The organism is Pseudomonas sp. ERMR1:02, from assembly GCF_002277815.1.
In the GTDB taxonomy this organism is placed as follows: Bacteria; Pseudomonadota; Gammaproteobacteria; order Pseudomonadales; family Pseudomonadaceae; genus Aquipseudomonas.
In genome coordinates, this window is record NZ_NKJI01000006.1 from 133752 (window position 1) to 154384 (window position 20633).

The following is a 20633-nucleotide window of genomic DNA, read 5'->3' on the forward strand; positions in this document are numbered from 1 at the left end:
AGCGGACGCAGAGCGTCCATTGAGGCATTCCCACGCAGAGCGTGGGAACGATCAGAAAAGGGGGATTACTTCGGTATCTCGGCCTTCATGCCTTCCACGTAGTAATTCATCGATGCCAGTTGCGCATTCGTCGCGCTCACGCCCGCCGGAATTTTCTCGACCCCGGCCTGATCCTTGATCGGCCCGGTGAACGGATGCAGTGCACCGCTCTTGATATCGGCGATGATCTGCTCGGCTTCGGCTTTCACCGGCGCAGGCACTAGATCGCTGATCGGCAATTCAACCGTGCCTTCCTTCAAACCACCCCAGTAGTCCTCGGATTTCCAGCTGTGGTCAATAACGCTTTGGGTCGCCTGAAGATAGTGCGGCGCCCAGTCATTGACGATGGAAGTCAGCACCGCTTTGGGCCCAAAGTGCGCCATGTCCGAAGCGTAGCCCACGGCATACACACCGCGACGTTCGGCGGCCTGGATCGGTGCCGGGCTGTCGGTGTGCTGGAACACCACGTCCACGCCCTGGTCGATCAGCGCGTTCGCGGCGTCGGCTTCCTTGCCCGGATCGAACCAGGAGTTGACCCACACCACTTTGATCTCGGTGCCGGGGTTGTACTTGTTCAGGGCCAGTTGAATGGCATTGATGTCGCGGATCACTTCCGGGATCGGAAACGAGGCGACGTAGCCGATTTTTTTGCTCTTGGTCATCTTCGCCGCGAGAAAACCGCCGACGTAACGGCCCTCGTAGGTGCGTGCCAGATAGGTGCCAAGATTCTTGTCCTGCTTGTAGCCGGTGGCGTGTTCGAAGGTCACATTGGGAAATTGTTTGGCAACTTTGAGCGTGGGGTTCATATAGCCGAAGGACGTGGTGAAAATCAGGTCGTACTTGTCCTTGGCCATGTTGCGGATCACCCGCTCGGCGTCGGCACCTTCGGCGACGTTTTCCACGTAGTTGGTGGTGATCTGCGCGCCGAGTTTTTCCGCCAGCGCCTTGCGCCCCTGTTCATGCTGATACGTCCAGCCGTGGTCTCCGATCGGACCGATATAGACGAAGCCGACTTTCAGCGGGTCGGCGGCGCTGGCGGTCAGGCTGGCGCTCAGACCGATGGCCGCCGTAATGGCGCAAAGCAGCTTCTTCAATGGACGTTTGTGCATGAATTCGAACTCCATGTTGTTGTGAGGTTGGCAGGGTCAATGCAAATTGCTGACCAACAGGACAACAATGTCGAAACCGCGTGATGGCCTTCGCGGGCAAGCCTCGCTCCTACAAGAGCGAGCCAATCCTGTAGGAGCGAGGCTTGCCCGCGAAGAGGCCCGCAAGGCCAACAAAGTGCAAATGCCAAATGGGATGCCATCCACTGGTGCGCTAAGGTCTAACGAAACGTTAGCGCCGCGCCGCAGTCAGTCGCTTATCCGCTCCTCCACGGCAAAAGGCCCGCCATGCTCACGATTCTCAAGCAAGAAACCTTTCTGCTGCTGGCCCTGATCGCCGCCATTGTTGCGTTCCCGCTGGAACATTGGTTGCTGCACAACGGGAAGAGCGTCGCGCTGAGCGGCGGATTGGTGCTGATCGCGTTCATCGTTGCCGCTTCCATGCGCGTCGCCCATCAGGCCGAACTTCTGGCGGAAAAAGTCGGGGACCCTTACGGCACGATGATCCTGACCCTGGCCGCGGTGCTGGTGGAAGTGGTGATACTGGCGATCATGATGAGCAATGAAGCCTCCGCGACCCTGGTACGTGACACGATCTATTCGGCGGTGATGCTCGACATCAACGGGATCCTCGGCCTGGCGGCGTTGATGGGCGGGCTCAAGCATGGCGAACAGTCCTACAACGATGACTCGGCGCGCAGTTACAGCGTGATGATCCTCACCGCCATGGGTGTGTCGATGGTGGTGCCAGAGTTCATTCCCGAAGCCCACTGGAAGCTCTATTCGATGTTCACCATCGGCGCGATGGTGGTGCTATACGCCTTGTTCCTGCGCATGCAGGTCGGTCCGCACAGCTACTTCTTCAGCTACAGCTATCCGGACAAGCGGCGCAAGAAAGAACCGCAGGAAGTGGAGCCGGCACCGGTCAGCCTGACACTGTCCATCGCCATTCTGGTGTTCGGCGTGGTGGTGATTGGCGCATTGGCCGAGGTGATGTCCAAGACCCTTGATCTGGGGCTGGAAGGAACAGGTGCACCGCCAGTGATCACGGCGATCCTGGTGGCGGCGATCTCCGCGGCGCCAGAGATTTTGACCGCGTTGCGTGCGGCGCTGGCCAACCGCATGCAGTCGGTGGTTAACATCGCCTTGGGCGCATCGCTGTCGACGGTGATTCTGACGGTGCCGGTGATGGAAGCGATGGCACTCTACACCGGCCAGCCGTTCAGAATGGCCATGACCCCGGTGCAGACCGTGATGATCTTCATCACCCTGATCGTCAGCGCGATCAATCTCAACGATGGCGAAACTAATGCCATCGAGGGCATGACTCACTTTGTGTTGTTTGCGACATTCATCATGTTGTCGTTGTTGGGCATGTAGTTGATGGGTGATCGTTCCCACGCTCTGCGTGGGAATGCCTCAATGGACGCTCTGCGTCCGCTTTGGGACGCGGAGCGTCCCGGGCTGCATTCCCACGCAGAGCGTGGGAACGATCAGTTCCTCAGGTGCCCGCGATCAACTGTCGAGCCGCCTGGCTGTGATCCGCAATCAACCCCTTCAGATCCAGCCCTTCAACCTGCCCATCGATCACCCGCCACTTGCCGCCGACCATCACCCGGTCCGCCCGGTCCGCGCCGCACAGCAGGAGCGCCGACACCGGGTCATGGCTGCCTGAGAAGCGCAGCTCATCCAGTTTGAACAGCGCCAGGTCAGCTTGCTTGCCCACGGCCAGTTCACCGATATCGCTGCGACCGAGCAACTGCGCCGAGCCTTTTGTAGCCCAGCCCAGAACGCGTTCCGGGGTGATCTTCTCGGCGCCATAACGCAGGCGCTGGATGTACAGCGCCTGACGCGCTTCGAGAATCATGTTCGACGCGTCGTTGGAGGCCGAGCCGTCCACGCCTAGGCCCAGCGGCGCACCGGCGTCGGTCAGCTCGATGCTAGGGCAAATGCCGGAAGCCAGGCGCATGTTCGAACTAGGGCAATGGCAGATGCCGGTGCCGGCGGCGCCGAGGCGGGTGATTTCATCCGGGTTGAAGTGGATGCCGTGGGCCAGCCAGGTACGTGGCCCGAGCCAGCCTACGCTGTCCAGATAATCCACGGTACGCAGGCCGAAGCGTTGCAGGCAGAAGTCTTCTTCGTCGAGGGTTTCCGCCAGGTGCGTGTGCAGGCGCACATCGAGTTTGTTCGCCAGTTCAGCGCTGGCGGACATGATTTCCGGGGTGACGGAGAACGGCGAGCAGGGCGCCAGGGCGATCTGGATTTGCGCACCGTCGCCACGTTCGTGGTACTCGGCGATCAGACGCTGACTGTCGTCGAGAATCACCTGGCCTTCCTGCACGGTTTGCTGCGGTGGCAGCCCGCCGTCCTTTTCACCGAGACTCATGGAGCCGCGAGTCAACATGGCGCGCATGCCCAGTTCGCGAACGGTCTCGACTTGCACGTCGATCGCATTTTCCAGGCCTTGTGGAAACAGGTAATGGTGGTCGGCGGCAGTGGTGCAGCCGGACAGCAGCAACTCGGCCAGCGCTACTTTGCTGGCGAGGGCGAGTTTTTCAGGGGTCAGGCGTGCCCAGACCGGGTACAGGGTTTTCAGCCACGGGAACAATGGCTCATTCACCACCGGGGCCCAAGCGCGGGTCAGGGTTTGATAGAAATGGTGATGGGTGTTGATCAGCCCCGGCAGGATCACATGCTCGCGGGCGTCGAAGACTTCATTGCAAGGTGTGGAAGGCTGCTGGCCCAGGCCGAGCACCTCGACGATCACACCGTCTTGCAGCACCAGACCGCCACGGGCATCGAGGCCGTTAGCCGTGAAAGTGGCGAGGGGATTTTTTAACCAGGTACGGGTCGCAGGCATGTTGGCCGGCTCCTCTGAAAGTTGGGTTCAGGGTTGCCAGCTCAGTGTTGCCCTGTCTGCTGATCCAGGGTCGCCGGGGAGGCGAGGTGCGAAGTGTCGAACAAAAGTACATCGCGGGGCAAGCCCGGCCCGACCAGACGACGCGAAACCCCTGTAGCTGGCAAGCCAGCTCCTACAGAGGGGGCGATGGTGTTTACCAGGGAATGGTTTCACCCCGGTAATTCACAAAATGATGCCCACCCTTGCCGACATACGCATTCACCTGATCAACCAGTCCGCGGGTGCTGGTCTGCACATCGATATCGGCGCCTTCACCGCCCATGTCAGTTTTCACCCAACCAGGGTGCAGCGACAGCACGGTGAGTTTCTGATCGGAAAATTGTTCGTTCAGCTGCGTGACGAAACTGTTGGTCATGGAGTTCAGCGCGGCTTTGCTGGCCTTGTACAACGCCAATTCCGGGGCGTCCGGCATGGTCACGCTGCCGAGCACCGAACTCATGAACGCCAGCACGCCAGTCTGCGGACGAATCTGCCTGACAAAGCGCTGGGCCAGGTTGATCGGCGCTACGGCATTGGTGAAAAACAACTGTCCGACTTCGGCCAATGTTGCGCCGCCTGGCGTCTGCACGTCCGGCCCTTGACCCCGGCATTGACGAACAGCAGGTCGAACACTTCGCCTTTGAGTTGCTGGTTCAAGGCGATCACCGCTTGCTGATCGTCCATGTCGAGTTTCTCGATCCGCACCTTGCCCAGGGCCTGCAAGGCTTCGGCATTTTGCGGATTGCGCACGGTGGCGGTGACTTGCCAGCCATCGGCCAGCAGGGTCTTTACAAGGCCGAGGCCCAGCCCCCGGGAGGCACCGATGATGAGTGCGGTTTTTGCCTTGGACATGAGTGGCTTCCTTGATGAATGAGGATCGTGGAGTCAGTAGACCGCGTTGGCCAGGACTATGCTGCAACGCCTGGCGCCAGGCGTCGAGTCCATTGTTGTCTGTTCGGACGCCTTCGCGGGCAAGCCTCGCTCCTACAGGTTTTGGGGCGTACCACAATGGTCTGTACGGCTGAAACCCCGTAGGAGCGAGGCTTGCCCGCGAAGGGGCCCTAATGACTAACGCTAACGCCCAGCCTGCCACGGCTGCCCCAACGACACCGGCGCGTACAGCCGCGTGCGTAACGCATCGCGCGACAACAACACCAACACCCCAATGGTCGCGACATACGGCAGCATCGCCAGCAGACTCGACGGAATCGCCAGCCCCAACCCCTGCGCCACCAGATGCAGGATGCTGGCGAGCCCGAACAGGTACGCGCCGAGCAACAAGCGCCACACTCGCCAACTGGCGAACACCACCAGCGCAAGGGCGATCCAGCCGCGACCGGCGCTCATGTTTTCCGCCCACATCGGTGTGTAGGCCAGGGACAAGTAGGCTCCGGCCAATCCCGCCATCGCTCCGCCGAACAGCACCGCCAATGCCCGTATGCCCAACACTGGCAGGCCCATGGCACTGGCCGCGTCCGGGTTTTCGCCGACCGCCTGAACGATCAGCCCGACACGGCTTTTAAGAATCACCCACGCCACCAGCGCAAACAGTGCGAACGACAAATACACCAGCAAATCCTGAGCAAACAGCATCCGCCCGATCAGCGGAATTTCACTCAAATACGGGATCGCCACCGGCTCGAAACCCGCCAGCGGTTTACCGACCCACGCCGCCCCGACAAAAGTCGAAAGACCTACGCCGAAAATCGTTAACGCCAACCCGGTGGCCACCTGATTCGCGTTGAACACCAGCGCCACCAACGCGAACAGCGAGGACAACAGCATCCCGGCAAGCATCGCCAGCAGTACGCCGAGCCACAGGTTGCCGGTGCTGAACGCGACGATAAAACCGATTACCGCGCCAAACAGCATCATTCCTTCCTGGCCCAGATTGAGCACGCCGCTTTTCTCGCAGATCAGTTCACCCAGCGCCACCAGCAGCAAGGGCGTGCCGCAGCGGACCATGGCGTAGAAAATATTGCTCAGCAGATCAATATCCATCACAGCGCTCCTGCCTTTACGGCGTTGGCGGGTGCGCGGCGGGTCCAGCGCAGGTTCAACCGCGGGCGATAGAGAATCAGCACATCACTGGCCAGCAGGAAAAACAGCATCATTCCCTGGAACAACTGGGTGATGGCTTGCGGCAGATTCAGGCTCATCTGTGCGCTTTCCCCACCGATGTACAGCAGCGCCATCAACAGGCTGGAAAACAGAATGCCGATCGGATTCAACCGCCCGAGAAATGCGACCGTGATCGCCGCGTAGCCGTAGCCCGGCGAGACCTGCGGCACCAATTGGCCGATTGGCCCGGTGACTTCACAGACCCCGGCCAGTCCCGCCAACCCGCCACTGATCAACAGCGCGAGCCAGATCAGGCGCTTCTCGCGGAAACCGACGAACCCGGCCGCGCGCTTGTCCAGCCCGAGCACTTTGATCTGGAACCCTATGAAGCTCTTCTGCAACAACACCCACACCGCCACCAAGGCGAGCAGGGCGAAATACACGCCGAAGTGGGCGCGTCCGTCCTCCATCAACAACGGCAACCGGCTGGCATCGCCGAACATCGCCGACTGCGGAAAGTTGAACCCGTCCGGGTCCTTTAGTGGCCCGTGCACACAAAACAGCAGCAGGTTCAGGGCGATGTAATTGAGCATGATGCTGGTGAGGATCTCGTTGGCGTTGAAGCGCGTGCGCAACCAGGCGGTCAGCCCGGCCCACGCGGCACCGGCCAGGGTGCCGGTGATCAGGATCAGCACCAGCGCCCAGCGGCTTTGCATGTCGATGATGTTCACCGCCAGCGCGCTGCCGGCCAACGCGCCGAGCAGCAGTTGACCTTCGGCGCCGATGTTCCAGATCCGCGCCTGGTACGCCACTGCCAGGCCTAGCGCGCAGAGCAGAATCGGCAACGCTTTGACCAACAGTTCGCTGACGCCATACAAATCGCTGACCGGGGCGATCAGCAACGTATGCAGGGTCAGTAGTGGATCGTGGCCAAGTGCGATAAACAGCAGAGAGCCACAACCCAGGGTCAGGGCAGCCGCCAGCAGCGGCGAGCACCACAGCATCAGGCGCGATTGCTGGCCACGGGGTTCAAGAGAAAGCAGCATGTGAGACTCCGTTACTGCGTTGCGGATGCGGGTGATTCAGGGGCGTCGAATCGACCGGCCATCCAGCCGCCGACATCGATCAGACGGGTGTCGACCGTGGCCCTGAGTGGCGACAGCCGTCCGCCGCACAAGGCACCGAGTCGATCGCTGATCTGGAACAGTTCGTCGAGGTCTTCGGAGATCACCAGGATCGCCGCGCCAGCATCGCGCAAGGCAATCAGCGCCCGGTGAATGGTTGCAGCGGCACCGACATCCACGCCCCAGGTCGGGTGCGCGGCCACCAGTAGTTTCGGCTGCTGAAGGATTTCCCGGCCGAGAATGAATTTCTGCAAGTTGCCGCCGGACAGGCTATGGGCCGCGGTTTGGCTGTCAGGAGGCTTGACCCCGAAGCGATGGATGATGTCTTCGGCCAGTGCTATGACTTTGCTGCGTTGCACCATCCCGTTGCTCACCAGTCCTTGTTGAAATGCAGTCAGCAGAGCGTTGTCCGCCAGGCTCAGTTCCGGCACTGCGCCATGGCCCAGCCGTTCGGCAGGCACGAATGCCAGTCCATGCCGACGTCGAACATCCGGATGCAAATGCGCGACCGGCTCACTGCCGAAACTGATCGTTGCGCTTTCATCGCGAACCAACCGCTGTTCGCCGCTGAGCAAGGCCAGCAATTCATCCTGGCCATTGCCCGCCACCCCGGCGATGCCGACGATTTCGCCGCTGCGCACTTCAAGATCAATGTCTTTGAGCGAACAGCCAAACGGATCCGGGTTGCGCCAGGACAGTCCCTTCACCTGCAAAAAGGCCTCGGCACCCGTCACTTTCGGATAGTCGGTGATCAGCTGCGCCGCTTCGCCGACCATCAACCGCGCCATTTGCTGATCCGAGCACTCGGCGGGCATGCAACGTCCGGCCACCCGGCCGCCGCGCAGCACGGTCGCGCTGTGGCACAGGGCGCGGACTTCGCCGAGTTTGTGGCTGATAAACAGAATGCTGCAGCCTTCGGCAGCGAGTCGGCGCAGGGTGAGGAACAATTCGTCGGCCTCCTGTGGGGTCAGCACCGAGGTCGGTTCGTCGAGGATCAGCAGGCGGATGTCCTGCATCAGGCAGCGAATGATTTCGACCCGTTGCCGCTCGCCGATAGACAGGCTGTGGACAAGTCGCTGCGGTTCCAGCGCCATGCCATAACGCTGCGACACTTCCCGAATCTTCGGTTCAATTTGGTTCGGCGTGCCCGCCGCGGCGCCCATGGCCAAGGCGATGTTCTGCGCCACGCTTAAGGTTTCGAACAGCGAGAAATGCTGGAACACCATGCCGATCCCGAGACCGCGAGCCTGGGCCGGGTTGCGCATCGTCACGCGCTGACCTTGCCAGAACAGCTCCCCGGCATCGGCATGGACGACGCCATAGATGATCTTCATCAGTGTGCTTTTGCCTGCACCGTTTTCGCCAAGAAGGGCATGAATTTCACCAGGCGCGATGCTCAGGTCGATGGCATCGTTGGCCAGGCAGCCGGGATAGCGTTTGGTGATTCTGCGCAGTTGCAGTCGGGGCGTTTTATCGGGAATCGGCACGGAGTTGGGCATGACAGGCTCAAGGCGATTGGACTTATACCTGTGGATAAAGCAATTTCCTGGCCATTGAGTCAGGAAAGCTTGAAAGTCATGTAACCCAAGGTGTTGAGTCCGGGGCTTCGCTCCAGTTTGGCTTCCCAACCGGCACTACTTGGGGGCATAGCGGCTAAGTAAGCTCTATTTTTGCCCTCTATTTATTGGTCAAAAAATGAGCAGTTGAGCGCGAGCCATGTCAGGCATGGTGCCGCGACAGGAATGAACGGGTTATCCACAGATTGCTCCACAGTATTTGTGCGCAAGCGCAAAGGTCGGGCATAAGCGGAGGTCGGCTATCTACTAAAGGTGATAAACCATTCTAAGTGACTGTTTTCATGCGGATTTTGTATTGTTGATGGCAGTTTGGACGAAAAGTGAACAAAGCCCGCAAAGCCCCATGACAGAAGGGTTACAGCGGTATGTGCTCAGGTTATCCACAGCCGGGTGCACAGCAGATGTGGGCAACTGTTGGGGGCACCGATATTCGGAACTGCCCCAAAAGATTGCAGCCTCAGCGCTGCAACAAAATGCGCCCACGGCTCAAATCGGCGAGCTGACTTTGCAGCCTGTTTATCTGCCCTTCACCAACAGCCAATTGGAGTTCCACGCCATTGGCCGTGAAATCCTCTTGAACAACCAGCCCACCGAGTTCCGCGACCCGCAGTTTCACCAAAGCCAGTTCACTGAACGAGCAGGCACATCGCAGTGGCACCCGACTGATCAGCTCGATCTTCATTGCTGCTTGCAGACATTTGTTGGCGCCTCCGCCATAGGCCCGGGCGAGTCCGCCGGTGCCCAGTTGAATGCCGCCATACCAGCGAATCACCAGCACCGCGACCTGATCGCAATCTTGCGCGTCGATCGCCGCCAGAATTGGCCGGCCAGCGGTTCCGCCTGGCTCGCCGTCATCGGTGCTGCGATATTGATCGCCGAGCTTCCACGCCCAGCAATTGTGCGTGGCGTTCAGGTCGCTGTGTAGTTCGATGAAGGCTTGGGCTTCAGCGGGGCTGCCGATCGGCGCGGCGAAGGTAATGAAGCGGCTTTTGCGAATCTCTTCGCGGTATTCGCAAAAGCCGCTGAGGGTAAAAGGCATAAGAGTCTTAAATGGTTGGCTTCAGGCCGCAGCCTTTGAGAATGATGCGGATCAGGTTGTTGCCAGCGTCTTCCATATCCTGCTTGGTCAACTTGCTGCGTCCGCTGACACGGCAAATCTGGGTGGCGAAGTCGGCGTAGTGCTGAGTGCTGCCCCACAACAGGAAAATCAGATTAACCGGATCGACCGGGTCCATTTTGCCGGCATCGATCCACGCCTGGAATACCGCAGCCCGGCCTTGGAACCAGGTGCGGTAGTCCTGATTGAAATACTCGGTCAGGCATTCACCCCCGCTGATCACCTCCATGGCGAAGATCCGCGAGGCTTGCGGTTGGCGCCGGGAAAACTCCATTTTGGCGCGGATGTAGCGGGTCAAGGCTTCGGCCGGATCATCTTCGGCAGTCAACGTGTTGAAGGTGCTGTCCCACAACTGAAGGATGTTGCTCAACACCGCCACGTACAAACCGAGCTTATTGGTGAAGTAGTAGTGCAGATTCGCCTTCGGCAACCCTGCGTTTTGGGCGATGGTGTTCATGCTGGTGCCTTTGAACCCATGACGGGCGAACTCGTCTTCGGCGGCTTTGATGATGGTCTCTTCGTTCTTCTGACGAATTCGGCTGGCAGGCTTGCCGCCATGAGCTGGGACTTCAAAGGTCATAGGCACTTCCGATCAGGTGGGTGGGGGCGGCTGAAGCGTTGATAGCGCACCCATAGGCTACAGACAAGTCCTGATACGATAAAACCATGTACATCTAAATCCCTGTGGGAGCGGGCTTGCTCGCGAAGGCGGCGTGCCAGCTGCATTAATATCGACTGATCCGCCCTCTTCGCGAGCAAGCCCGCTCCCACAGTTTTATTATCGCGTCGCGGCCAGGCTCTCCAGAAAACTCTCCAGCACCAAATGAGGCCGGCGTCCCTTGCGTGTAACAGAGGCGAGGCTCAGGTCATAGAAGCGTGCGGTGGGTTTCAGTGCGCGCAATCGGCCCTGTTGCACCCAGAGGCTGGCGTAATGGTCGGGCAGATAACCGATGTAGCGCCCGGTCAGAATCAGGAACGCCATGCCTTCACGGTCCGACGCACTGGCAGTGCAATTGAGTGCCTGGTAATGGGCCTGAATTTCCGCGGGCAAACGGAAGGTCGGGGCGATGGCGTCCTGACTGTTGAGGCGCTCATCGTCCAGTTGCTTGTCATCGACATAAAAAAGGGGATGGCCAACCGCGCAATACAACAGTGAGCGTTCGCTGTAGAGCGGTTGATATTCCAGCCCGGACAGTGCGCTTGCCTGCGGCACCACACCGACATGCAAACGACCATCCAGTACACCTTGCTCCACTTCGTTGGGTGCGATCATGCGGATCTGAATCTGCACGTCCGGCCCGCGTTCCTTCAATTGCGCCAGGGCATGGGTGATGCGCATGTGGGGCAGGGTGACCAGGTTATCGGTCAGGCCGATGGTCAGTTCACCGCGCAAGTGTTGGTGCAGGCCATTCACCTCAGTGCGGAAACTTTCCAGCGCACTTAATAGCTGCAACGCCGATTGATAAACCTCGCGGCCTTCCTCGGTCAGGGAAAATCCGGCACGACCTCGCTGGCAGAGGCGCAATCCGAGGCGCTGCTCTAGATCGCTCATCTGTTGACTGATAGCCGAGCGACCAATGCCAAGCACGCTTTCGGCTGCCGAGAAACCACCGCATTCGACGACGCTGCGAAAGATCCGCAACAGGCGTATGTCGAAGTCGCTAACTTGCGCCAGTGGATCGGGGCGGCGGCTGCTCATGCTGGGTACTCTAAAGTTTAGTGAGTGGCTGACTGAAGGTTACAAAAGTTGGATTTCACCGACTTTATCTCCGTGGCAATTTAGCTGCAACAAAGGTTTTCAATCCCTACGCCGCTTATTGCTTTGCGAGGTTTCGCCAATGAATTTGCCTGAAAACGCCCCGACTTCTCTGGCTAGCCAGCTCAAGCTCGACGCGCACTGGATGCCTTACACCGCCAACCGTAACTTCCAGCGCGATCCGCGCCTGATCGTGGGTGCCGAAGGCAGCTGGCTGATCGACGACAAGGGCCGCAAAGTCTATGACTCGCTGTCCGGTCTGTGGACCTGCGGCGCCGGGCACACCCGTAAGGAAATTCAAGAGGCGGTGGCCAAGCAACTGGGCACCCTCGATTACTCGCCAGGCTTCCAGTACGGTCATCCGCTGTCGTTCCAGCTGGCTGAAAAAATCACCGACCTGACTCCGGGCAACCTGAACCACGTGTTCTTCACCGACTCCGGCTCCGAGTGCGCCGACACTGCGGTGAAAATGGTGCGTGCCTACTGGCGCCTGAAAGGCCAGTCGACCAAGACCAAAATGATCGGTCGTGCCCGTGGCTATCACGGTGTGAACATCGCCGGCACCAGCCTCGGCGGCGTCAACGGTAACCGCAAACTGTTCGGCCAGGCGATGATGGATGTCGATCACCTGCCGCACACTTTGCTGGCGAGCAATGCTTACTCCCGCGGCATGCCGGAGCAGGGCGGTATCGCCCTCGCCGATGAACTGCTGAAGCTGATCGAGCTGCACGATGCCTCGAACATCGCAGCAGTGTTCGTTGAGCCATTGGCCGGTTCCGCTGGCGTACTGGTTCCGCCACAGGGTTACCTCAAGCGTCTGCGCGAGATCTGCGATCAGCACAACATCCTGCTGGTGTTCGACGAAGTGATTACCGGTTTCGGCCGTACCGGCAAAATGTTCGGTGCCGACACCTTCGGCGTGACCCCGGACTTGATGTGCATCGCCAAGCAAGTCACCAACGGCGCGATCCCAATGGGCGCGGTGATTGCCAGCTCCGAGATCTACCAGACCTTCATGAACCAGGCGACGCCTGAATACGCAGTGGAATTCCCCCACGGCTACACCTATTCCGCCCACCCGGTGGCTTGCGCCGCGGGCCTGGCAGCACTCGACCTGCTGCAAAAGGAAAACCTGGTGCAAAGCGTGGCCGAAGTCGCACCGCATTTCGAAAACGCGCTGCACGGCCTCAAGGGCACGAAAAACATCATCGACATCCGCAACTATGGCCTGGCCGGTGCGATCCAGATCGCGCCACGTGACGGCGATGCCATCGTGCGTCCGTTCGAAGCCGGCATGGCGCTGTGGAAAGCCGGGTTCTACGTGCGCTTCGGCGGCGACACCCTGCAGTTCGGCCCAACCTTCAACAGCAAGCCGCAAGACCTTGATCGTTTGTTCGATGCGGTTGGCGAAGTGCTGAGCAAGATCGACTGATTTCTCCTTCTATATACCGATAAACAACGGGCGCGCCTGATCGGGCGCGCCTGTGGGCAACTTTTCAGGAGCTTCCATGAGCGTTATTCCGCATTTGATCAATGGTGAGCTGGTGACCGAAACTGGTCGTAGCACCGACGTATTCAACCCGTCCACCGGTCAGGCGATCCACAAGCTGCCATTGGCGAGCCGCGAAACCATTCAACAAGCGATCGACGCGGGGAAGGCAGCATTCCCTGCCTGGCGCAACACGCCACCGGCCAAACGTGCCCAGGTGATGTTTCGCTTCAAGCAACTGTTGGAACAGAACGAAGCGCGTATTGCCCAACTGATCAGCGAAGAACATGGCAAGACCCTGGAAGACGCCGCCGGTGAATTGAAGCGTGGTATCGAGAACGTTGAGTTTGCTTGCGCGGCACCGGAGATTCTCAAAGGCGAATACAGCCGTAACGTCGGCCCGAACATCGACGCGTGGTCGGACTTCCAACCGCTGGGTGTAGTGGCCGGTATTACCCCGTTCAACTTCCCGGCGATGGTGCCGCTGTGGATGTACCCACTGGCGATCGTCTGCGGCAACTGCTTCATCCTCAAGCCATCCGAGCGTGACCCGAGCTCGACGCTGCTGATCGCGCAATTGCTGCTGGAAGCCGGCCTGCCGAAAGGTGTGCTGAGCGTGGTGCATGGTGACAAGGTAGCAGTGGACGCGCTGATCGAAGCGCCAGAAGTCAAAGCGCTGAGCTTCGTAGGTTCGACGCCGATTGCCGAGTACATCTACGCCGAAGGCACTAAGCGCGGAAAACGCGTCCAGGCACTGGGCGGGGCGAAGAACCATGCGGTGCTGATGCCGGATGCGGATCTGGATAACGCCGTCAGCGCATTGATGGGTGCTGCTTACGGTTCCTGCGGCGAGCGCTGCATGGCGATCTCGGTCGCTGTCTGCGTGGGTGACCAGGTTGCCGATGCATTGGTGGCCAAACTGACGCCGCAGATCAAGGCATTGAAAATCGGTGCAGGCACTTCGTGCGGTCTGGACATGGGGCCTCTGGTCACCGGTCAGGCGCGCGACAAGGTCAGTGGTTATGTTGAAGACGGCGTGGCCGCGGGTGCCACGCTGGTAGTGGACGGTCGTGGGTTGAGCGTAGCCGGTCATGAAAACGGCTTCTTCCTCGGTGGCTGCCTGTTCGACAACGTCACCCCAGAGATGCGCATCTATAAAGAAGAGATCTTCGGGCCGGTGCTGTGTGTCGTCCGGGTCAACAGCCTGGAAGAGGCAATGCAGCTGATCAACGATCACGAGTATGGCAACGGCACTTGCATCTTCACCCGTGACGGGGAAGCGGCGCGGTTGTTCTGCGATGAGATCGAAGTCGGTATGGTTGGCGTTAACGTTCCGTTGCCGGTTCCAGTGGCTTACCACAGCTTCGGCGGCTGGAAGCGCTCGCTGTTTGGTGACCTGCATGCTTACGGCCCGGATGGCGTGCGTTTCTACACTCGCCGCAAGGCCATCACCCAACGCTGGCCGCAGCGCGCGAGCCATGAGGCTTCGCAGTTCGCGTTCCCTAGCTTGTAAGTAGAAGGGTAGAAAGGCCGGCTCCTTCTGTTATAGGGGGCCGGCCTTTTGCGTTTCTGGGGCTTTTCGACCTATATGAAAGTTTTATGAAAATAGGTGTTGACGGCAGATTCTGGAGGCCTATAATTCGCCCCACTTCCGGCGCAGTCGAAACGGAAAACTCCTTGGTAAACAATGAGTTACGCAGTTTTCGGCAGTGAGTTGCTTCAGGTCATCGAAGCCGAAAGGAAGTTGAAAAAGAGGTGTTGACAGCAGCGAGTAACGCTGTAGAATTCGCCTCCCGCTGACGAGAGATCGAAAGCGCAAGTGGTTGAAGTTGTTAAGGAAATCCTTGAAAACTTTTGAAATAATCACTTGACAGCAACAGAGGCTGCTGTAGAATGCGCGCCTCGGTTGAGATGAAAGATCTTAACCAACCGCTCTTTAACAACTGAATCAAGCAATTCGTGTGGGTGCTTGTGGTATCAGACTGCTAGTCAACAGATTATCAGCATCACAAGTTACTCCGCGAGAAATCAAAGATGTAACCAACGATTGCTGAGCCAAGTTTAGGGTTTTCTCAAAACCCAAAGATGTTTGAACTGAAGAGTTTGATCATGGCTCAGATTGAACGCTGGCGGCAGGCCTAACACATGCAAGTCGAGCGGATGAGGAGAGCTTGCTCTCTGATTCAGCGGCGGACGGGTGAGTAATGCCTAGGAATCTGCCTGGTAGTGGGGGACAACGTCTCGAAAGGGACGCTAATACCGCATACGTCCTACGGGAGAAAGCAGGGGACCTTCGGGCCTTGCGCTATCAGATGAGCCTAGGTCGGATTAGCTAGTTGGTGAGGTAATGGCTCACCAAGGCGACGATCCGTAACTGGTCTGAGAGGATGATCAGTCACACTGGAACTGAGACACGGTCCAGACTCCTACGGGAGGCAGCAGTGGGGAATATTGGACAATGGGCGAAAGCCTGATCCAGCCATGCCGCGTGTGTGAAGAAGGTCTTCGGATTGTAAAGCACTTTAAGTTGGGAGGAAGGGTTGTAGATTAATACTCTGCAATTTTGACGTTACCGACAGAATAAGCACCGGCTAACTCTGTGCCAGCAGCCGCGGTAATACAGAGGGTGCAAGCGTTAATCGGAATTACTGGGCGTAAAGCGCGCGTAGGTGGTTTGTTAAGTTGGATGTGAAAGCCCCGGGCTCAACCTGGGAACTGCATTCAAAACTGACAAGCTAGAGTATGGTAGAGGGTGGTGGAATTTCCTGTGTAGCGGTGAAATGCGTAGATATAGGAAGGAACACCAGTGGCGAAGGCGACCACCTGGACTGATACTGACACTGAGGTGCGAAAGCGTGGGGAGCAAACAGGATTAGATACCCTGGTAGTCCACGCCGTAAACGATGTCAACTAGCCGTTGGGAGCCTTGAGCTCTTAGTGGCGCAGCTAACGCATTAAGTTGACCGCCTGGGGAGTACGGCCGCAAGGTTAAAACTCAAATGAATTGACGGGGGCCCGCACAAGCGGTGGAGCATGTGGTTTAATTCGAAGCAACGCGAAGAACCTTACCAGGCCTTGACATCCAATGAACTTTCCAGAGATGGATTGGTGCCTTCGGGAACATTGAGACAGGTGCTGCATGGCTGTCGTCAGCTCGTGTCGTGAGATGTTGGGTTAAGTCCCGTAACGAGCGCAACCCTTGTCCTTAGTTACCAGCACGTAATGGTGGGCACTCTAAGGAGACTGCCGGTGACAAACCGGAGGAAGGTGGGGATGACGTCAAGTCATCATGGCCCTTACGGCCTGGGCTACACACGTGCTACAATGGTCGGTACAGAGGGTTGCCAAGCCGCGAGGTGGAGCTAATCCCACAAAACCGATCGTAGTCCGGATCGCAGTCTGCAACTCGACTGCGTGAAGTCGGAATCGCTAGTAATCGCGAATCAGAATGTCGCGGTGAATACGTTCCCGGGCCTTGTACACACCGCCCGTCACACCATGGGAGTGGGTTGCACCAGAAGTAGCTAGTCTAACCTTCGGGAGGACGGTTACCACGGTGTGATTCATGACTGGGGTGAAGTCGTAACAAGGTAGCCGTAGGGGAACCTGCGGCTGGATCACCTCCTTAATCGACGACTCAGCTGCACCATGAGCTCCCACACGAATTGCTTGATTCATTGAAGAAGACGATAAGAAGCAGCCCTAACGGGTTGTAGCTTAATTGGTTAGAGCGCACCCCATGCTTTGTGGTAAAGAGCAGGGTGAGGTCGGCCTTGTAGCTCGAAATTGGGTCTGTAGCTCAGTTGGTTAGAGCGCACCCCTGATAAGGGTGAGGTCGGCAGTTCGAATCTGCCCAGACCCACCAATTTTGTGTGGGAACCTGTAGAAATACGGGGCCATAGCTCAGCTGGGAGAGCGCCTGCCTTGCACGCAGGAGGTCAACGGTTCGATCCCGTTTGGCTCCACCACTACTGCTTCTGTTGTAAGAGCTTAGAAATGAGCATTCCACCGAGACGGTGATGAATGTTGATTTCTAGTCTTTGGCTAGATCGTTCTTTAAAAATTTGGGTATGTGATAGAAAGATAGACTGAACGTTACTTTCACTGGTAACGGATCAGGCTAAGGTAAAATTTGTGAGTTGCTCTTAGAGCAATGCGAATTTTCGGCGAATGTCGTCTTCACAGTATAACCAGATTGCTTGGGGTTATATGGTCAAGTGAAGAAGCGCATACGGTGGATGCCTTGGCAGTCAGAGGCGATGAAAGACGTGGTAGCCTGCGAAAAGCTTCGGGGAGTCGGCAAACAGACTGTGATCCGGAGATGTCTGAATGGGGGAACCCAGCCATCATAAGATGGTTATCTTAAGCTGAATACATAGGCTTAAGAGGCGAACCAGGGGAACTGAAACATCTAAGTACCCTGAGGAAAAGAAATCAACCGAGATTCCCTTAGTAGTGGCGAGCGAACGGGGACCAGCCCTTAAGTGGCTTTGAGATTAGCGGAACGCTCTGGAAAGTGCGGCCATAGTGGGTGATAGCCCTGTACGCGAAAATCTCTTGGTCATGAAATCGAGTAGGACGGAGCACGAGAAACTTTGTCTGAATATGGGGGGACCATCCTCCAAGGCTAAATACTACTGACTGACCGATAGTGAACTAGTACCGTGAGGGAAAGGCGAAAAGAACCCCGGAGAGGGGAGTGAAATAGATCCTGAAACCGTATGCGTACAAGCAGTGGGAGCCCACTTTGTTGGGTGACTGCGTACCTTTTGTATAATGGGTCAGCGACTTATTTTCAGTGGCGAGCTTAACCGAATAGGGGAGGCGTAGCGAAAGCGAGTCTTAATAGGGCGTCTAGTCGCTGGGAATAGACCCGAAACCGGGCGATCTATCCATGGGCAGGTTGAAGGTTGGGTAACACTAACTGGAGGACCGAACCGACTACCGTTGAAAAGTTAGCGGATGACCTGTGGATCGGAGTGAAAGGCTAATCAAGCTCGGAGATAGCTGGTTCTCCTCGAAAGCTATTTAGGTAGCGCCTCATGTATCACTGTAGGGGGTAGAGCACTGTTTCGGCTAGGGGGTCATCCCGACTTACCAAACCGATGCAAACTCCGAATACCTACAAGTGCCGAGCATGGGAGACACACGGCGGGTGCTAACGTCCGTCGTGAAAAGGGAAACAACCCAGACCGTCAGCTAAGGTCCCAAAGTTATGGTTAAGTGGGAAACGATGTGGGAAGGCTTAGACAGCTAGGAGGTTGGCTTAGAAGCAGCCACCCTTTAAAGAAAGCGTAATAGCTCACTAGTCGAGTCGGCCTGCGCGGAAGATGTAACGGGGCTCAAACCATACACCGAAGCTACGGGTATCACTTAGGTGATGCGGTAGAGGAGCGTTCTGTAAGCCTGTGAAGGTGAGTTGAGAAGCTTGCTGGAGGTATCAGAAGTGCGAATGCTGACATGAGTAACGACAATGGGTGTGAAAAACACCCACGCCGAAAGACCAAGGTTTCCTGCGCAACGTTAATCGACGCAGGGTTAGTCGGTCCCTAAGGCGAGGCTGAAAAGCGTAGTCGATGGAAAACAGGTTAATATTCCTGTACTTCTGGTTATTGCGATGGAGGGACGGAGAAGGCTAGGCCAGCTTGGCGTTGGTTGTCCAAGTTTAAGGTGGTAGGCTGAGATCTTAGGTAAATCCGGGATCTTAAGGCCGAGAGCTGATGACGAGTTACCCTTTGGGTGACGAAGTGGTTGATGCCATGCTTCCAAGAAAAGCTTCTAAGCTTCAGGTAACCAGGAACCGTACCCCAAACCGACACAGGTGGTTGGGTAGAGAATACCAAGGCGCTTGAGAGAACTCGGGTGAAGGAACTAGGCAAAATGGCACCGTAACTTCGGGAGAAGGTGCGCCGGTGAGGGTGAAGCACTTGCTGCGTAAGCCCACGCCGGTCGAAGATACCAGGCCGCTGCGACTGTTTATTAAAAACACAGCACTCTGCAAACACGAAAGTGGACGTATAGGGTGTGACGCCTGCCCGGTGCCGGAAGGTTAATTGATGGGGTTAGCTAACGCGAAGCTCTTGATCGAAGCCCCGGTAAACGGCGGCCGTAACTATAACGGTCCTAAGGTAGCGAAATTCCTTGTCGGGTAAGTTCCGACCTGCACGAATGGCGTAACGATGGCGGCGCTGTCTCCACCCGAGACTCAGTGAAATTGAAATCGCTGTGAAGATGCAGTGTATCCGCGGCTAGACGGAAAGACCCCGTGAACCTTTACTATAGCTTTGCACTGGACTTTGAATTTGCTTGTGTAGGATAGGTGGGAGGCTTTGAAGCGTGGACGCCAGTTCGCGTGGAGCCAACCTTGAAATACCACCCTGGCAACTTTGAGGTTCTAACTCAGGTCCGTTATCCGGATCGAGGACAGTGTATGGTGGGTAGTTTGACTGGGGCGGTCTCCTCCTAAAGAGTAACGGAGGAGTACGAAGGTGCGCTCAGACCGGTCGGAAATCGGTCGTAGAGTATAAAGGCAAAAGCGCGCTTGACTGCGAGACAGACACGTCGAGCAGGTACGAAAGTAGGTCTTAGTGATCCGGTGGTTCTGTATGGAAGGGCCATCGCTCAACGGATAAAAGGTACTCCGGGGATAACAGGCTGATACCGCCCAAGAGTTCATATCGACGGCGGTGTTTGGCACCTCGATGTCGGCTCATCACATCCTGGGGCTGAAGCCGGTCCCAAGGGTATGGCTGTTCGCCATTTAAAGTGGTACGCGAGCTGGGTTTAGAACGTCGTGAGACAGTTCGGTCCCTATCTGCCGTGGACGTTTGAGATTTGAGAGGGGCTGCTCCTAGTACGAGAGGACCGGAGTGGACGAACCTCTGGTGTTCCGGTTGTCACGCCAGTGGCATTGCCGGGTAGCTATGTTCGGAATAGATAACCGCTGAAAGCATCTAAGCGGGAAACTAGCCTCAAGATGAGATCTCACTGGGACCTTGAGTCCCCTGAAGGGCCGTCGAAGACTACGACGTTGATAGGTCGGGTGTGTAAGCGCTGTGAGGCGTTGAGCTAACCGATACTAATTGCCCGTGAGGCTTGACCATATAACACCCAAGCAATTTGCGTCGAAAGGCCAGATTGCGGTGTGTGAAGACGCAATGAACCGAAAGTTCGCACAACACACAAATCTATTACATACCCAATTTGCTGAAGCGTCGAAAGACGGTTCGGTACCCGAATTTCTTGACGACCATAGAGCATTGGAACCACCTGATCCCATCCCGAACTCAGCAGTGAAACGATGCATCGCCGATGGTAGTGTGGGGTTTCCCCATGTGAGAGTAGGTCATCGTCAAGATTAAATTCCGAAACCCCTATCTGCGTATGCAGGTAGGGGTTTTGTTTTGTCCGCAGGAAAGTGGCACGCAGCAATACCGGACGGATCCCCCGCTGTCACAGTCTCCCG

Annotated in this window: 11 protein-coding genes, 2 tRNA genes, 3 rRNA genes and 1 pseudogene; 8 read left to right on the forward strand and 9 right to left on the reverse strand. The window is 57.4% G+C overall.

All coding sequences use genetic code 11. From position 1 onward, the window contains the following. Positions 1-65 precede the first annotated feature (65 nt). Entirely contained in the window at positions 66-1148 is a 1083-nt protein-coding gene (locus tag CES87_RS13430) for a BMP family ABC transporter substrate-binding protein (protein WP_128606484.1), read from the reverse strand. A gap of 285 nt (positions 1149-1433) precedes the next feature. On the opposite strand from CES87_RS13430, the gene CES87_RS13435 reads away from it, so the two are divergent. Then, positions 1434-2525, forward strand: coding sequence for a calcium:proton antiporter (locus CES87_RS13435; RefSeq protein WP_128606485.1), 1092 nt, complete (start codon positions 1434-1436; stop codon positions 2523-2525). A gap of 121 nt (positions 2526-2646) precedes the next feature. Here CES87_RS13435 and CES87_RS13440 read toward each other — a convergent pair whose 3' ends face one another. The 8 genes and pseudogenes from CES87_RS13440 to CES87_RS13475 form a co-directional block, all read right to left on the reverse strand. Next, positions 2647-4005: an 8-oxoguanine deaminase gene (locus CES87_RS13440; protein ID WP_128606486.1), complete on the reverse strand. Its 1359-nt coding sequence runs from the start codon at positions 4003-4005 to the stop codon at positions 2647-2649. Positions 4006-4198: 193 nt separating this feature from the next. Continuing rightward, positions 4199-4896, reverse strand: a pseudogene (locus CES87_RS13445) (SDR family oxidoreductase). Between the two features lie 222 nt (positions 4897-5118). Further along, positions 5119-6045 carry an ABC transporter permease gene (locus CES87_RS13450; RefSeq protein ID WP_128606487.1) on the reverse strand — a complete coding sequence of 309 codons (927 nt, stop codon included), beginning with the start codon at positions 6043-6045 and terminating at the stop codon, positions 5119-5121. Beyond that, on the reverse strand, positions 6045-7151 hold the full coding sequence (locus CES87_RS13455; RefSeq protein ID WP_128606488.1) for an ABC transporter permease: 1107 nt from the start codon (positions 7149-7151) through the stop codon (positions 6045-6047). Before CES87_RS13455 ends, CES87_RS13450 begins: the two co-directional genes overlap by 1 nt. Before the next feature lie 11 nt (positions 7152-7162). Beyond that, positions 7163-8728, reverse strand: a complete 1566-nt coding sequence (locus CES87_RS13460; protein ID WP_128606489.1) for an ABC transporter ATP-binding protein — start codon at positions 8726-8728, stop codon at positions 7163-7165. A 535-nt stretch (positions 8729-9263) separates the two neighbouring features. Continuing rightward, positions 9264-9845: a YigZ family protein gene (locus CES87_RS13465; protein WP_128606490.1), complete on the reverse strand. Its 582-nt coding sequence runs from the start codon at positions 9843-9845 to the stop codon at positions 9264-9266. Between the two features lie 7 nt (positions 9846-9852). Then, a complete protein-coding gene (locus tag CES87_RS13470) occupies positions 9853-10503 on the reverse strand; it encodes a TetR/AcrR family transcriptional regulator (protein ID WP_128606491.1) in 651 nt (216 codons plus the stop codon). 198 nt (positions 10504-10701) lie between these two features. Continuing rightward, complete coding sequence (locus CES87_RS13475; protein ID WP_064679855.1) at positions 10702-11622, reverse strand: LysR family transcriptional regulator; 921 nt, start codon at positions 11620-11622, stop codon at positions 10702-10704. A 139-nt stretch (positions 11623-11761) separates the two neighbouring features. Between CES87_RS13475 and CES87_RS13480 the strand changes: the two genes are divergently transcribed. The 7 genes from CES87_RS13480 (at position 11762) to rrf (ending at position 20525) form a co-directional block, all read left to right on the forward strand. Next, positions 11762-13111, forward strand: a complete 1350-nt coding sequence (locus CES87_RS13480) for an aspartate aminotransferase family protein (protein ID WP_128606492.1) — start codon at positions 11762-11764, stop codon at positions 13109-13111. A gap of 76 nt (positions 13112-13187) precedes the next feature. Further along, a complete protein-coding gene (locus CES87_RS13485) occupies positions 13188-14681 on the forward strand; it encodes a CoA-acylating methylmalonate-semialdehyde dehydrogenase (RefSeq protein WP_128606493.1) in 1494 nt (497 codons plus the stop codon). A gap of 578 nt (positions 14682-15259) precedes the next feature. Then, positions 15260-16796, forward strand: a 16S ribosomal RNA gene (locus CES87_RS13495). Positions 16797-16956: 160 nt separating this feature from the next. Further along, a tRNA-Ile gene (locus tag CES87_RS13500) sits at positions 16957-17033 on the forward strand. 27 nt (positions 17034-17060) lie between these two features. Next, positions 17061-17136, forward strand: a tRNA-Ala gene (locus CES87_RS13505). 243 nt (positions 17137-17379) lie between these two features. Beyond that, positions 17380-20271, forward strand: a 23S ribosomal RNA gene (locus CES87_RS13510). Positions 20272-20409: 138 nt separating this feature from the next. After that, positions 20410-20525, forward strand: a 5S ribosomal RNA gene (rrf, locus tag CES87_RS13515). Together the 16S, 23S and 5S rRNA genes with 2 tRNA genes alongside form the textbook arrangement of a ribosomal RNA operon. The last annotated feature ends 108 nt before the right edge of the window (positions 20526-20633 follow it).

Coding starts and splice junctions, on each gene's coding strand:
- CES87_RS13430 (WP_128606484.1), bottom strand. CDS start 1,148: ATGCACAAACGTCCATTGAAGAAGCTGCTTTGCGCCATTACGGCGGCC.
- CES87_RS13435 (WP_128606485.1), top strand. CDS start 1,434: ATGCTCACGATTCTCAAGCAAGAAACCTTTCTGCTGCTGGCCCTGATC.
- CES87_RS13440 (WP_128606486.1), bottom strand. CDS start 4,005: ATGCCTGCGACCCGTACCTGGTTAAAAAATCCCCTCGCCACTTTCACG.
- CES87_RS13450 (WP_128606487.1), bottom strand. CDS start 6,045: ATGGATATTGATCTGCTGAGCAATATTTTCTACGCCATGGTCCGCTGC.
- CES87_RS13455 (WP_128606488.1), bottom strand. CDS start 7,151: ATGCTGCTTTCTCTTGAACCCCGTGGCCAGCAATCGCGCCTGATGCTG.
- CES87_RS13460 (WP_128606489.1), bottom strand. CDS start 8,728: ATGCCCAACTCCGTGCCGATTCCCGATAAAACGCCCCGACTGCAACTG.
- CES87_RS13465 (WP_128606490.1), bottom strand. CDS start 9,845: ATGCCTTTTACCCTCAGCGGCTTTTGCGAATACCGCGAAGAGATTCGC.
- CES87_RS13470 (WP_128606491.1), bottom strand. CDS start 10,503: ATGACCTTTGAAGTCCCAGCTCATGGCGGCAAGCCTGCCAGCCGAATT.
- CES87_RS13475 (WP_064679855.1), bottom strand. CDS start 11,622: ATGAGCAGCCGCCGCCCCGATCCACTGGCGCAAGTTAGCGACTTCGAC.
- CES87_RS13480 (WP_128606492.1), top strand. CDS start 11,762: ATGAATTTGCCTGAAAACGCCCCGACTTCTCTGGCTAGCCAGCTCAAG.
- CES87_RS13485 (WP_128606493.1), top strand. CDS start 13,188: ATGAGCGTTATTCCGCATTTGATCAATGGTGAGCTGGTGACCGAAACT.